Raw genomic sequence first — 14,418 nt, 5'->3', positions numbered from 1 at the left:
TCAGCCTTCTTAAGTTCCGAGCGCGTCGGCGACGAGCGCGGTCTGCTCCTTGATATGCTGCGAAAGTAATCCTGTCGCCGTGGACGCGGATGCGGGCCGTCCTGCATACCGCGGACGGCGATGTATATATCCGAGATGGTTCAGAACCCACTCGATATTCGCATCCATGAAGTACCAGGCACCCATATTTTTGGGCTCCTCCTGACACCAGACGATCTCGGCGAACTTGAAGCGGCTGAGTTCTTGGATAAATGCGCGTGCCGCAAACGGATAAAGCTGTTCGACGCGAAGGATATAGATGTCGTCACGGCCTTGCGCGTCGCGCGCATCGAGAAGGTCGTAGTAGACCTTGCCGGTGCAGATGACGACGCGCTTGATCTCGTTGTCGGGCTTGAGCTTAACGGTCGAGGTGCCGCGTTCGGCATCGTCCCACAGCAGACGATGGAAACTCGCGTTCGGGCCGAAATCCTCGATCTTGGAGACGACGCGCTTGTGGCGCAGCAGCGACTTCGGCGTCATCAGGATCAGGGGCTTGCGGAAATTGCGATGCAGCTGCCGGCGTAAAATATGGAAATAGTTTGCGGGCGTCGTGCAGTTGGCGACCTGCCAATTGTCTTCAGCGGAAAGCTGCAGATAGCGCTCGAGGCGCGCCGAGGAGTGCTCCGGTCCCTGGCCCTCGTAGCCGTGCGGCAGCAGGCAGACCAGCCCGGACATACGCAGCCACTTGCGCTCACCCGATGACAGGAACTGGTCGAAGATGACCTGCGCACCGTTCGCGAAGTCGCCGAATTGCGCTTCCCAAAGCGTCAACGCGTTCGGTTCGGCGAGGGAATAGCCGTATTCGAAGCCGAGAACCGCTTCTTCCGACAACATCGAGTTGACGATTTCGAAGCTCGCCTGATTGGTCGAGAGGTGCTTCAACGGAGAAAACCGGCGTTCGTTTTCCTGGTCGATGAAAACGGCGTGACGCTGCGAGAAGGTGCCGCGTTCGCAATCCTGGCCGGACAGGCGGACGCGGAAGCCCTCCATCAAAAGCGACGCGAACGCCATATGCTCGGCCATCGCCCAGTCGATGCCCAGGCCCGTATCGATCATCTCGCGACGGCGCTCGAGCAGCTTGCCGGCCGTCTTGTGGATGTGGAAATCGTTCGGGATCGTGGTGATGCGATGCCCGATATCTTTCAGTGTATCGATCGCGATGCCCGTGTTGCCGCGCCAATCATCGCTATCGGGGCGGGTGATGCCGGACCAGCGTCCGTCGAGCCAGTCGGCCTTGTTGGGCTTATAACCGTCCGAAAAACTGAATTCATTGTCGAGGTTGGCGCGGACCGTCGCCTTCATCTCGGTGAACTCGGCGGGGGTCATCACACCCTCATCCATGAGTTCTTTCGAATAGATGTCGACGACCGTCGGGTGCGATTTGATGCGTTTGTACATCGCCGGCTGCGTGAACATCGGCTCGTCCGTCTCGTTGTGACCGTGACGGCGATAGCAGAACATGTCGATAACGACGGGCTTCTGGAAGCGCTGGCGGAACTCGGTCGCAATTTTCGCGACGTGGACGACGGCCTCGGGACTGTCGCCGTTGACGTGGAAGATCGGCGCTTCGATCATCAGCGCCACATCAGAACAATAGGGCGATGACCGCGAGTGATGCGGCGCGGTCGTAAAGCCGATCTGATTGTTGATGATGAAGTGAATAGATCCGCCGGTCCGATGCCCCCGGAGGCCTGAGAGACCAAAGCATTCGGCGACCACACCTTGGCCTGCGAACGCCGCGTCGCCGTGAATGAGAAGGGGCATGACCCGCGTGCGATCGCCGCTCGGGCAGCCTGCCTGGTCCTGCTTTGCGCGGACTTTGCCGAGCACAACCGGATCGACGATTTCGAGATGCGAGGGATTGGCGGTCAGCGACATGTGAACGGTGTTGCCGTCGAACATCCGATCCGACGACGCGCCGAGGTGGTATTTCACATCGCCGGAACCTTCGACGTCGTCCGGCTTGAACGAGCCGCCCTTGAACTCCTTGAAGATGGCGCGGAGCGGCTTCGACATCACGTTCGCGAGCACGTTGAGACGGCCCCGGTGGGCCATGCCCATGGCGATTTCCCGAACGCCCAAATGGCCGCCGCGCTTGATGATCTGCTCGAGCGCCGGAATGATCGATTCCGCGCCGTCGAGGCCAAAGCGCTTCGTGCCGGTATATTTGAGATCGCAGAATTTCTCGAAGGTTTCGGTTTCGATCAGCTTTCGCAGAATGGCCTTCCGGCCTTCCGGCGTGAACCGAATGTCTTTCTCCGCGCCTTCGATGCGCTCTTGGATCCAGCCTTTTTGCGTCGGGTCGGTGATGTGGGTGAACTGAACGCCAATTTTCCGGCAATAGGTTCGCCGCAGGATCGTAACGATCTGGCGCATCGTTGCCGTTTCGAGGCCCATCACGCGGTCGATGAAAATCGGGCGGTCGAGATCGGCTTCGGTAAATCCGTAGGTTTCCGGCATCAGCTCGCGATGGGCGCGGCGATCTGCGAGACCGAGCGGATCGAGGTCTGCTGCCAAATGGCCGATGACGCGATAGGCGCGGATCAGCATCAGGGCGCGAATGGAATCCTGCGTGGCACGGAGGGAAGCCGCCGGCGTCATCTCGAAGCCCGAGATCTGCGCGCGGCGTTCAATCTTGTCGCGAATGGTGCGCTCGGCTTCGCCGTAGTCGCCCGTCAGTGCACCAACGAGATCCCGGTCCGATCCGTTCTCATTCAGAAGCGCCGATAATGGAGGCGCCCAGGCTGGTCCTCCGGACGTCGGGATTGCGGACGGAGGCTCCTTGATGCTTTCGAAAAACCTTCGCCATTCATCGCTGACGGCGCCCGGATTGCGCTCGTATTCAGCCTGCATGTCTTCGATGTAGGGCGCGTTGGCCGCGCTCAAAAAGGAAGTGCGTAGAAAAGCTTCGTTCTGGCCATTTCGTGCCATGAAATTCGTCCTTATTCATACTCCAGAAGCATCGCCTTCATGCTCTGGATGACGCGGACAAGACCGGATAATGCGTGCCGCCGGTCGTTCGGCCTATTCGTTCTGGCGGAGGCTACGCTCGCAAGACTTCAACAAGAGTACGACCTAGAGCGGCGGGGCTCGGCGCGATGGCGATGCCTGCGGCCTTCATCGCCTCAAGCTTGTCCTCTGCCTTACCCTTGCCGCCCGAAATGATTGCACCGGCATGACCCATGCGCCGCCCAGGGGGCGCGGTCACGCCAGCGATGAAACCTGCCATCGGCTTTTTGCGTCCCTTCTGCGCTTCGCGCATCAGGAACTCAGCGGCGTCTTCCTCAGCGGAACCGCCGATTTCGCCGATCATGATGATCGACTGCGTGTCGTTGTCGGAAAGGAACAGGTCGAGGACGTCGATGAATTCCGTGCCCTTGACGGGGTCACCGCCGATGCCGACGGCGGTCGTCTGCCCGAGCCCAACATCAGTTGTTTGTTTCACGGCCTCATATGTGAGCGTTCCGGAGCGCGATACAATGCCGACTGAGCCCTTCTGGAAAATGTTGCCGGGCATGATGCCGATCTTGCACTGGCCAGGCGTCAGGAGGCCCGGACAGTTCGGCCCAACGAGGCGCGACTTCGAACCATCGAGGGCCCTTTTGACGCGAACCATATCCATCACCGGGATGCCTTCGGTGATGCACACGATGAGCGGCAATTCCGCGTCGATGGCTTCGAGAATGGCGTCAGCCGCGAAGGGCGGGGGAACGTAAATCGAGGTTGCCGTAGCACCCGTCTTGGCGACAGCCTCGCCGACGCTGTCGAAAAGCGGAACGTCCGCGAGTTCGGCGTCGGGGTGCTTGGAGCCGCCCTTACCGGGCGTGACGCCGCCGACGATCTTGGTGCCGTAGGCGCGGGCCTGCTTCGTATGGAAGGTGCCTTGGCTTCCCGTTATTCCCTGGCAAATGACCTTGGTATTCTGGTCGACAAGAATAGACATTCCAACCCCGCGTGAAGGCGTGTCTTCAACGCCTAAATGTTGCGCATTTTTTGCAGTGCAGCAAGTGGAACCGGCTGATTAAACCGTAAGCTTACGAAGTTTCAACCGCACGACACTGCTAAGCTGCGTTCTTCAGCTGATCGGTGATTTTCTGGGCGGCGTCGGCGAGATCGTCGGCGGGGATGATTTTCAGACCCGATTCCTTCAGGATTTTCTTGCCGAGATCCACGTTCGTTCCTTCCAGCCGGACGACGAGCGGGACTTTGATATCCATCTCGCGCGCGGCGGCGACGACGCCCTCGGCGATGATATCACAGCGCATGATGCCCCCGAAAATATTGACCAAGATCCCTTTGACCGACTCGTCTGCCAGAATGATCTTGAACGCCGCCTGAACCTTTTCCTTCGAAGCGCCGCCGCCGACGTCGAGGAAGTTTGCGGGCTCGGCACCGTAAAGCTTGATAATGTCCATCGTCGCCATGGCAAGACCGGCGCCGTTCACGAGGCAGCCGATGTTGCCGTCCAGCTTGACGAAGGCGAGATCGTATTTCGAAGCTTCGATTTCGGTCGGATCTTCCTCGCCGAGATCGCGCAGCGCGACGATCTCCGGGTGGCGGTAGAGCGCATTTGAATCAAAGTTCATCTTGCCGTCGAGGCAGATGAGCTTGCCGTCCTTCGTGACGACGAGCGGATTGATCTCGAGGAGGCTCATGTCCTTCTCGACGACCATGCGATAGAGGTTTTCAACAAGGTTTCCACAGGCTTTCAACTGGTCGCCCCTCAGGCCCAGCGCGAAGCCCACCTTGCGGCCATGGAACGGTTGATACCCGGTCGCGGGGTCGATGGTGAGGGTGTGGATTTTTTCGGGCGTGTCGTGGGCCACGTCCTCGATGTTCATGCCGCCGGCTTCGCTGACGATGAAAGCAACGCGCGACGTTGCGCGGTCGACAAGCGCCGAGAGGTAAAGCTCGCGCGCAATCGCGGAGCCGTCTTCGATATAAAGCCTGTTGACGACGCGGCCTGCAGGGCCGGTCTGGACGGTCACGAGCGTCTTGCCGAGCATTTCCCTGGCGAACTGCTCGACCTCTTCCAGAGACTTCGCGAGGCGGACGCCGCCCTTGTCCCCGGCTGACGGCTGCTTGAACTTGCCTTTACCGCGGCCGCCGGCATGGATCTGGGCCTTGACGACCCAAACGGGGCCGGGAAGCTTTTTCGCAGCCTCGACGGCCTCTTCCACGGAAAATGCGGGAAACCCGTTCGGGGTCGGCACGCCATATTCCCGGTAGAGTTCTTTGGCCTGATATTCGTGGATGTTCATAACCCTGCCCTCACAGAACAAATCTCCGTCATCATGCGCATCGCGGCAGCGCGTGCCGCTTTTTGTCCAAATTCCCAACGATAAGGTCGCGATGCCCTGGCATTTCCGGGGTGCGCCCAGGCCGCATATTGAGTCGGCCACGCAAGAACCGTAAACCCGGTTCCGATACTCGCTTAGTCAATAACGGGGAACGTCCATGACATTTGCCTGCATCAACATCGACGGCCTGAAGGCGGCGCGGACTGGCCGCGATCCCTTCAATTTCCTGGTCGGCGAGAATTTCATTCAGCCGTCGACTGTCGAGCCGCTGAAAAAAGATTTTCCCGATCTCAAGGAGCCGGGGTTTCTGACAGAGTCCGACATTGGAGCGGGCATCCACGGCGCCTTCCAGAAGCTGCTCGCAGATCTGAAGAGCCCCGAAGTTTCCAAGATCATCTCCGAGAAGCTCGACATCGATCTCGTCGGTAAGCCGAAGATGATCACCATTCGCAAGCTGTCGGCTGCGAAGGACGGACGCATCCACACGGACGGCGAAGCCAAGATTGCGACGATGCTCACCTATCTCAACGATAAGTGGGACGGCACCGGAGCCGGTTGCCTGCGCGTTCTGCGCAACGATCACGATTTCGAGGATTACATCGAGCAGATCAGCCCGCTCACCGGCACGGTTTTCGCCTTCCGGCGCTCCGATTCTTCGTGGCACGGGCACACGCCGTTCGTTGGCGAACGTCGCGTCGTTCAAATGACGTGGCTTAGAAGTGAAGCCGATGTCGCCCGCAAGGAGAAGCGCGGCGCGCTCTCGCACAACCTCAAGAAAATGTTCAAGTTCGGCTGAGGCCGAAAATCTTATCTCTTCTCCTTGAGGGTGGCGTGCCGGCACGGTTGCGCCACCCTTTTAGTTTGCGAGGACCGGATTGATTTTCTTGCAAGCGTCGATGAGGCCCTGCACGGAAGCGACCGACTTCGCAAACATCGCCGTTTCGCCGTCATCCATCGAAAGCTCGACGATCTTCTCTATACCGCCAGCACCGATGATGGCGGGAACGCCGACGTAGGTGTCCTTGACGCCGTATTCGCCGCTCAAATAGGCGGCGCAGGGCAGCATGCGCTTCTTGTCCTTCAGATAGCTCTCGGCCATGGAGATGGCGGAAGCCGCCGGGGCGTAGAAGGCCGAGCCCGTTCCCAGAAGGGCGACGATTTCGCCGCCGCCGCCGCGCGTACGCTTGATCATCGCGTCCAGGCTCTCCTGGCTGAAGAAGCCGAGCTTCACGCAGTCGGGAAGCGGAACGCCGCCGATTGTCGAGTAGCGGATCATCGGCACCATGTCGTCGCCGTGGCCGCCCAGCGTCAAGGCGCGAACGTCCTCGATCGAAACACCGGCCGCTTCGGCGAGGAAGCAAGAAAAGCGGGCGCTATCGAGCACGCCTGCCATGCCGACGACTTTGTTCGTGGGGAGCCCGGTGAATTTCTGGAGGGCCCAAACCATGGCATCGAGCGGGTTGGTGATGCAGATGACGAAGGCGTTAGGGGCATGGGTTTTGATCGCGGCGCCGACCTGCTCCATCACTTTCAGGTTGATGCCGAGGAGATCGTCGCGGCTCATGCCGGGTTTGCGAGGGACGCCGGCGGTGACGATGCAAACGTCCGCTCCGGCGATTGCCGCGTAGCCCTCGGGGCCGGCGCCGGAAAGCTTGGCATTATATCCTTCGACAGCGGCGGTCTGCGCCAGATCGAGGGCTTTTCCCTTCGCGACACCTTCTATGATGTCGGTCATGACGATGTCGCCGAGTTCCTTGAGGCCTGCCAGCAGGGCGAGTGTGCCACCAATCTGTCCCGATCCGATCAGTGCAATCTTGGTGCGCGCCATGCTGCTCCCCCAGGGATGACTAAAGTTATGTTTGCCGACAAACCCGCGACGTTGGTTGCTGCCTAATCAAATTCCTCAGTCCGTCAAGCACAAGCCGCAACTTTCATCCCAAAATCCAGTCGCGCGCGATGATTTCTTTCGACGCCCTCGACAAGTGGGCCCGGCACGAGGCGTTGTCAGTGGCGGGTTCGGCCTCCGGAATGGCCCGCCAAATAGGCCTCCGAACGCATTTCGGTCAGCCGAGACGCGGTTCGCTGGAAGAGATCGGCGCCATCGCCCTTGGGGTAAAGCGCGGACGGCTCAGCCGCGGCGGAGGCGATGAGACAGATGCGGCCGTCGTAGAGGGCGTCGACAAGATTGATGAAGCGACGCGCGACGTCCCGCCGGTCGGGCGTGAGCAGAGGGATCCCATCTATAATGACCGTGTGGAAGGCGTGGGCGATATGAATGTAATCGTTCGCGCCCAATGGCCGATCGCAAAGGTCGGCGAACTGAAAGCGGGCGACGCCCATCGATGCAACCGGCACCTGGAGCTTGCGGCCTTTGACATCCAGCGTTTGCGGTTTACCGGGATGGTTGCCGGTCAACCGTTTCCAATGCGCATCGAGAGCGGCTTTGGCGGCGGTATCGATCGGATGAAAGTAAAGCGTCGCGCCTGAAAGCTTATCGAGCCGGAAATCCTTCTTTGCGCCGAGCTCGACCACATCGAGCCGCTTTTCCAGCGACGATATAAAGGGAAGGAAAAGCTGGCGATTGAGACCGTTCTTATAGAGCTCCGATGGGCGCGCATTGGACGTCGCGACGACGACGGTACCTGCTGCGAAGAGCGCTTCGAACAACCGGCCAAGGATCATGGCATCGGCAATATCGGTGACGTGCATCTCATCGAAGCACAGGAGCCGCGCTTCTTTTGCGATCCCTTCCGCGACGTGCGGAATTGGATCGCCGTCGACCGTCTTTCGGGCTTCGCCGATGCGGTCATGCACGTCTGCCATGAATTCGTGAAAATGCGCACGCCGTTTCGGCTCGAAGGATGTCTCCTCAAAAAAGAGGTCCATCAGCATTGTCTTGCCACGGCCCACCGAGCCCCAAATGTAGAGGCCCTTCGGCGGTACCGGCGGTTTGCTGAACACTTTCGCCAGCATGCCGTTCTTCGGCCGATACGCCGCGAGTTCGATCTCCAGCTCGTCGAGACGTATCGCGAGTGCGGCCTGCGCAGCGTCAGGCTCGATCTCTTGCTCGGCGAGCCGCCGCTTATATCCATCAGTGATCGTCGCCATCCGGCCCCCAATCGTGATCGTTCTCGGTAGTCGGCGGAAGCCGAGAGATGCAACAGCGGATCGCCGCGACGAATTGGGGTGCGCCGAATGTCGCTCTCCAATTGCGTCGCCTCGCTCAACGCCGAGCAATCAAAGGTTCTCTGCCACCCGTCGCCTAAAAACGCATTGCTGCCGTGCAGCATTTTCTATCGCCCGGCGCAGAATAAGTCCCATTTTAGGGGATGTTACAAGCGCTTAGCGCGCGGCGGCGCGGCGCGACACGAGGAGACCGAATAATGTTGAAAGAGGCCCCGGAAGCAAGCGCGGACCGGCTTGGCTCCATCAGGCGACTGCTGACAAGCGAGAGCTACTTGCTCGCCGAACATTTGCAGCGGCTCGACCCCGAGGCGCGTCATCGCCGTTTCGGTCACGATGTTTCGGATGAATTCATCACTCGATATGCGTCGCATGCGGGCGATTTCGGAAACGTGACGTTCGGCTATTTCGTCGACGGCGAATTGCGTGCTGTCGCGGAATTGCGTCCGGATGATCTCATGCATCGCCCCGGTGCGGAGGTTGCATTTTCAGTGGAGAAGCCGTTCGTCGATCGCGGGATTGCTACACAGTTGATGGGTCGCGTGATACGCACTGCACGCAATCGTGGACTGCGCCACCTCATTCTCGTGTGCTTGCCCGATAACGCGAAGATGCAAGCGATCGCGCGTCACTACGGAGCAGAGATCAAGGTCGAGGACGGGTCCGTCATCGCCGACATCATTCCGAAAGATCCGGATTATCAATCGTGGGTCGGCGAATTGTTGGACGAGCGAATGACGTACCTTCACTCCGCGCTCGATTTCCAAAAGCGTCTCAGAGGCGCGGCCGAATTGTAATTGCGATTGGCTGTCCGAACGCGAATTGCGTAATTCGAAATGGCTTAATTCAGATACAACGAGATGTTTGCAGCGCGGTAATTCGAGCCCGCGAGTCGGTCTAAAGGCCAATAGACGTCGAAAAATAAGAAAAATTGAGTCATTATCGCAACAGTTTGCGTTAATAAACGCCTTTTTGCCCGCGATTTCAAACTTCTCCGTCTACAAAGCTCTCGAATTTGCTCATGTTTGTGAAGTTCGAGCTGATTCGAACATCCTAGAGGGAGATTAATACTATGGCTAAGGCAGCTAAGACCGTTAAGGCAGTCGCGAAGCGCAAGAAACCCGTTGCCAAGAAGGCAGCTCCTGCGAAGAAGACCGTCAAGAAGGCAGTCAAGAAAGTCGCTAAGCGGAAAGCCGCTTAATTCCATTTCGCGTCCCGGAGCTCTGGACTGGGCACTCAGGCTTCGGACGCAAATGCAAATGGCGAACGGGCGCTCTCGAAGCGCCCCTTTCTCTCCAAACGGTACTATCCAATGGCCGGGCGATTGCGATAAGCATCACCGGCCATATCTTTTTTCCGATATAAACTAGCTATTCCGCCAATCCCGCCGCGGAATTTGCCGTCGATATCGGATCGGCAATCCCCATGCGTTCGTTCAAAACGGTCAAATATGAGCAGGCCGATTGCTCGACCTGCCCATATTGCATTTAGCCTACGCGGAACACGGCACCGGCGACTGACCTCGCCCGCTCGCGCACTGCGTTTCCGTCGTTGCCGGATTTTACGATCCACTGTCCGTTGGACGCGCGTCCGGTGATCATGCCGACGTGATGCGGCCAGACGACCACGGCACCGACCTGCGGTCCGCTCGAGCGTCCGTAGCGCTTCCAGTTGGCAGCAAGATTGTATTCTGGACCGCCGCCCAACTGCGTGCGCATCCACCAACCGCACCATGCGCGCGGACGGCCGCCTACGCTGCCACCACCGGCTGACGCATATTTGCGGCCGCTGTAGGAGCGGTGCTGAGCGTACTTCCGGTGGCCGCTGCCGCTATTGGCATAATGACGGCGTGTTCCGGAACGAGACGCATATCCGGAACCAGACTTTCGGTATGAGGATTGACGGTGGGCAGAACGACCGCGCTGAGCGTAGCGGGCCGAATACTGGCGCTTGCCAGCCGAATGCGCATGGGAGCGCTCGTATCGGTCACTCTTGTAACCGTGTTGAGGGCGCGCCTCCGCAGATGCCATTCCGGCAAACCAAGCAAAACACATCGCCACTGCGATTAAACTCAATCGCATTTTAACTCTCCTTACTACTTGTCTTCACAAACGGGGCGCACTCACCGTCGTAATGGGGCGAAAACAAGAGAGGATTCGACGCGCGGCATATCGTCTTGCTGATGCACAACTGGCGGGATTTTGGGAATTTCCGTCTATTTATTAAAAAGTTAACTCAAATAAGACCGTGTACAGAAGATTTTATTTACTACCTTGGGGCGAGTAAATTGTGAAGTTTGCGTAAGGAACGATGCCATATGTGATCGATTTTAACCGTCATATCGGGCGTTTTTTGAAACGGGGGTGCGGCGACAATCCGCACGCAGACGCCTAAATCACCGCCAAATGAGGACTGTTCCGATGGAATACCGAAGACTTGGCGCATCCGGACTATCGGTTCCACTCTTGAGTTTTGGCGCAGCCACGTTCGGCGGTTCGGGCGAATTCTTCAGTGCGTGGGGCTCTACCGATGTCGCGGAGGCGCGCCGCATGGTGGATCTCTGCCTCGATGCCGGCGTTACGCTTTTCGACACGGCCGACATCTATTCAAATGGAAATTCAGAGATCGTACTCGGCGAAGCACTGAAAGGCCGCCGAGACAAAGCTCTCATTTCGACGAAAGCGACATTCCGTTTCGGTGATGATCCCAACGCCGTCGGATCATCGCGTTTTCATCTCTTGAAAACCTGCGAACAGGCACTGAAACGCCTGCAGACGGATCACATCGATATTTTCCAGCTTCACGGCTTCGATGCGATGACGCCGCCGGAAGAAGTGCTCTCGACGCTCGACCAACTCGTACGCGACGGCAAAATTCGCTACGTCGGCGTATCGAATTTCTCCGGCTGGCATTTGATGAAGTCGCTCGCGGTCGCCGATCGCTACGGCTATCCGCGCTACGTCGCGAACCAGACTTATTATTCGCTTGTCGGTCGCGATTACGAATGGGAACTCATGCCGCTCGGCCTCGATCAGGGTCTCGGCGCGCTCGTCTGGAGCCCGCTCGGGTGGGGACGACTTACCGGCAAGATCAGACGTGGACAGCCATTGCCGGAGACGAGCCGTCTTCATAAGACGGCCGAGCAGGGGCCGCCTGTTCCGGACGAGCATGTATATAAAGTCGTCGATGCCATTGATGAGATCGCGAAAGAAACCGGCAAGAGCATTCCGCAAATCGCGCTCAATTGGCTATTCCATCGCCCGACGGTTTCGAGCGTCATCATCGGCGCGCGCAACGAGCAGCAACTTCGGGACAATCTCGGTGCAGTCGGCTGGAGCCTGACGCCTGAGCAAATGAAGAAGCTCGATGCCGCCAGCGAGACGGCGAAAGCTTACCCGTATTGGCATCAGATGAACTTTACGGAACGCAACCCGCCGCCAGTTTGAGAGGCGGAGTCGCATTGTCACAGCGTTGTCATCTGGCTCGCGAAAGGATCGCGAGCAATTGGGCAAAAATAGACGGGCGATCATGGACGAGCAGGAAAAAGCCGAGCGGACACTATCAGCGCGCATCGAGGCCGAAATCGCCGACAGCTTCGACGAGGAGCTGGAAATGGAGATGGACGATGGCCGGCTGGAACGGCTTCTCGATGGACGTGATCGCGACGGCGATGCGGGCCTTCTCGATCGCCAGGTCTATTTCAAAGAGCTGTTCCGTCTGCAGCGGGAACTGATCAAGCTGCAGGACTGGGTCGTCAACACCAAGGCTAAGGTCGTCGTCATTTTCGAGGGACGCGATGCGGCCGGTAAAGGCGGCGTCATCAAAAGGATCACGCAACGTCTCAATCCGCGTGTCGTGCGCGTCGTCGCGCTGCCGGCGCCGAGTGAGAGAGAGCGCTCGCAATGGTATTTTCAGCGTTACGTTCCGCATCTCCCGGCTGGCGGCGAAATCGTTCTCTTCGATCGCTCCTGGTATAATCGCGCGGGCGTCGAGCGCGTCATGGGCTTTTGTACGGACTCCGATCTCGAAGAATTCTTCCGCACCGTTCCCGAATTCGAAAAGATGCTGGTTCGTTCGGGGATCACGCTCATCAAATACTGGTTCTCGATTTCCGATGACGAGCAGCATTTGCGATTCGAGATGCGCATCCACGATCCGATCAAGCAGTGGAAGCTATCGCCGATGGATCTCGAGTCGCGGCGGCGGTGGGAAGACTACACAAAAGCCAAGGAAGGGATGCTCGAGCATACGCATATTCCGGAGGCGCGCTGGTGGGTGGTTCACGCCGACGACAAGAAGCGTGCACGGCTCAATTGCATCCATCATCTGCTGAGCCAAATGCCGTATGAGGAGATTCCGCGGGCGCCAGTGGCGCTGCCGGAGCGCGTGTATCATTCGGATTATAGCCGGACGCCGGTGCCGGCTGATCTCCACGTGCCGGAGACCTACTGACCGGCACACTGGATCAGCACATGGGCTTTGCAGGAACTTTCTTCGAAGCGAAAGCGTAACTTCCCATCAGGCTCCGGCGGGAGCCGATGTGGAGGCGCTATGTTTTTTCGTTCGATTTTGTCGCTAGCCGGCGCGACAGTTCTTGTCTGCGTTGCGCCGGTTGCCACTTTTGCCGATGCGGCGATGCCGGCGGGCTTCGGACCGAATCCCGATCTTCCGGCACCGCAATCCAGTATCGTGCCGACGATCAAAGTCGCGCCCGGTGTCGGCTGGCCGCAGAGTACGAAGCCTTCGACGCCAGCGGATCTTTCGGCGACGGCGTATGCGACGGGACTAGACCATCCGCGCTGGCTCTATGTGCTGCCGAACGGCGACGTTCTTGTTGCCGAGACGAATGGGCCGAAAGGTCCTGACGACGGCAAAGGCATCAAGGCGTTGTTTCAAAGACTTTTTCAAAAATATGCGGGCGCTCGGACCGCGAGCGCGGATCGCATTACGTTGCTGCGCGGCGTGAAGCCTGACGGATCCGCCGAGGAGCGATCGGTTTTTCTGAGCGGATTGCATTCGCCGTTTGGGATGGCGCTCATCGGCAATGATTTGTACGTCGCCGACACCGACAAGCTCCTGAAGTACGAATACCACTCTGGCGATAAGACGATTACGTCGCCCGCCGTGAAAGTCGCCGATCTTCCGGGCGGCCCGATCAATCATCACTGGACCAAGAACATCATTGCGAACCCTGACTGGTCAAAGCTCTACGTAACCGTCGGATCCAACAGCAACGCCGGCGAGAACGGTCTCGATAAGGAGACTGACAGAGCGCGCATCCTGGAGATCGATCCGAAGACGGGCGCAACGCGGGCTTTCGCGATCGGCCTCCGTAATCCCAACGGCATGGGCTGGGAGCCGACATCCAAAACGCTTTGGACTGTCGTCAATGAGCGCGACGAACTTGGAGACGATCTCGTTCCGGACTATTTGACGTCCGTTCGTGACGGAGGCTTCTACGGCTGGCCTTATAGCTACTTCGGTCAGCATCTCGATCCGCGCGTAAAAGACGAGCGTCCGGAGCTTGTCGAAAAAGCCCTGGTGCCGGATTACGCGCTTGGCGCTCACACGGCTTCGCTCGGTCTCGCGTTTTCTTCAGATAAAGCGTTACCGTCGCGTTTCGCGCATGGCGCATTCGTCGGCCAGCACGGGTCGTGGAACCGCAGCAAACCTGCGGGTTACAAGGTCATCTTCGTCCCGTTCACGAACGGTAAACCGTCCGGCCCACCCGAAGACGTCTTGACGGGCTTTCTCGATGCCGACGGCAAAGCGCGGGGACGCCCCGTGGGAGTCGCGATCGGCAATGACGGAGCACTTCTCGTCGCCGACGACGTTGGCAATTCGGTTTGGCGCGTCTCGCCGTCAGGCAGAACCGCCCAGCGCACGCCGTGAAGGC

The 14,418-nt window shown here is 58.8% G+C and carries 12 protein-coding genes; 6 read left to right on the top strand and 6 right to left on the bottom strand.

Going from position 1 to position 14,418, the window contains the following annotated elements:
* Window positions 1–9: 9 nt before the first annotated feature.
* The 3 genes from AC1DK3_RS16165 to sucC all read right to left on the bottom strand — a co-directional run bounded on the left by AC1DK3_RS16165 (window position 10) and on the right by sucC (window position 5,300).
* Window positions 10–2,970 carry a 2-oxoglutarate dehydrogenase E1 component gene (locus AC1DK3_RS16165; RefSeq protein ID WP_477193274.1) on the bottom strand — a complete coding sequence of 987 codons (2,961 nt, stop codon included), beginning with the start codon at window positions 2,968–2,970 and terminating at the stop codon, window positions 10–12.
* 112 nt (window positions 2,971–3,082) lie between these two features.
* Window positions 3,083–3,982, bottom strand: a complete 900-nt coding sequence (sucD, locus tag AC1DK3_RS16160) for a succinate--CoA ligase subunit alpha (RefSeq protein WP_477193273.1) — start codon at window positions 3,980–3,982, stop codon at window positions 3,083–3,085.
* A gap of 118 nt (window positions 3,983–4,100) precedes the next feature.
* A complete protein-coding gene (sucC, locus tag AC1DK3_RS16155; protein ID WP_477193272.1) occupies window positions 4,101–5,300 on the bottom strand; it encodes an ADP-forming succinate--CoA ligase subunit beta in 1,200 nt (399 codons plus the stop codon).
* A 196-nt stretch (window positions 5,301–5,496) separates the two neighbouring features.
* Between sucC and AC1DK3_RS16150 the strand changes: the two genes are divergently transcribed.
* Entirely contained in the window at window positions 5,497–6,135 is a 639-nt protein-coding gene (locus tag AC1DK3_RS16150) for a 2OG-Fe(II) oxygenase (protein WP_477193271.1), read from the top strand.
* A 60-nt stretch (window positions 6,136–6,195) separates the two neighbouring features.
* On the opposite strand, the gene mdh is transcribed toward AC1DK3_RS16150, so the two are convergent.
* Both mdh and zapE read right to left on the bottom strand, forming a co-directional pair.
* The gene (mdh, locus tag AC1DK3_RS16145; protein ID WP_477193270.1) at window positions 6,196–7,167 is read right to left on the bottom strand and encodes a malate dehydrogenase; all 972 of its coding nucleotides are present in this window, start codon (window positions 7,165–7,167) and stop codon (window positions 6,196–6,198) included.
* A 176-nt stretch (window positions 7,168–7,343) separates the two neighbouring features.
* Entirely contained in the window at window positions 7,344–8,447 is a 1,104-nt protein-coding gene (gene zapE, locus AC1DK3_RS16140; RefSeq protein WP_477193269.1) for a cell division protein ZapE, read from the bottom strand.
* 275 nt (window positions 8,448–8,722) lie between these two features.
* On the opposite strand from zapE, the gene AC1DK3_RS16135 reads away from it, so the two are divergent.
* Window positions 8,723–9,319, top strand: a complete 597-nt coding sequence (locus AC1DK3_RS16135) for a GNAT family N-acetyltransferase (RefSeq protein ID WP_477193268.1) — start codon at window positions 8,723–8,725, stop codon at window positions 9,317–9,319.
* A gap of 275 nt (window positions 9,320–9,594) precedes the next feature.
* A complete protein-coding gene (locus AC1DK3_RS16130; protein ID WP_339086324.1) occupies window positions 9,595–9,723 on the top strand; it encodes a hypothetical protein in 129 nt (42 codons plus the stop codon).
* A gap of 286 nt (window positions 9,724–10,009) precedes the next feature.
* Here the strand turns inward: AC1DK3_RS16130 and AC1DK3_RS16125 are convergent, their stop codons facing one another.
* On the bottom strand, window positions 10,010–10,603 hold the full coding sequence (locus AC1DK3_RS16125; protein ID WP_477193267.1) for a C40 family peptidase: 594 nt from the start codon (window positions 10,601–10,603) through the stop codon (window positions 10,010–10,012).
* Window positions 10,604–10,942: 339 nt separating this feature from the next.
* Between AC1DK3_RS16125 and AC1DK3_RS16120 the strand changes: the two genes are divergently transcribed.
* From AC1DK3_RS16120 to AC1DK3_RS16110, 3 genes are all read left to right on the top strand, one after another.
* A complete protein-coding gene (locus AC1DK3_RS16120) occupies window positions 10,943–11,968 on the top strand; it encodes an aldo/keto reductase (RefSeq protein ID WP_477193266.1) in 1,026 nt (341 codons plus the stop codon).
* A gap of 82 nt (window positions 11,969–12,050) precedes the next feature.
* A complete protein-coding gene (ppk2, locus tag AC1DK3_RS16115; protein WP_477193424.1) occupies window positions 12,051–12,974 on the top strand; it encodes a polyphosphate kinase 2 in 924 nt (307 codons plus the stop codon).
* Between the two features lie 99 nt (window positions 12,975–13,073).
* A complete protein-coding gene (locus tag AC1DK3_RS16110; protein ID WP_477193265.1) occupies window positions 13,074–14,414 on the top strand; it encodes a PQQ-dependent sugar dehydrogenase in 1,341 nt (446 codons plus the stop codon).
* The last annotated feature ends 4 nt before the right edge of the window (window positions 14,415–14,418 follow it).

Source organism: Hyphomicrobium sp. 01T421, from assembly GCF_056398805.1.
Note: the sequence above shows the minus strand (reverse complement) of the source record. Positions and strands in the feature narration are given on the sequence as shown.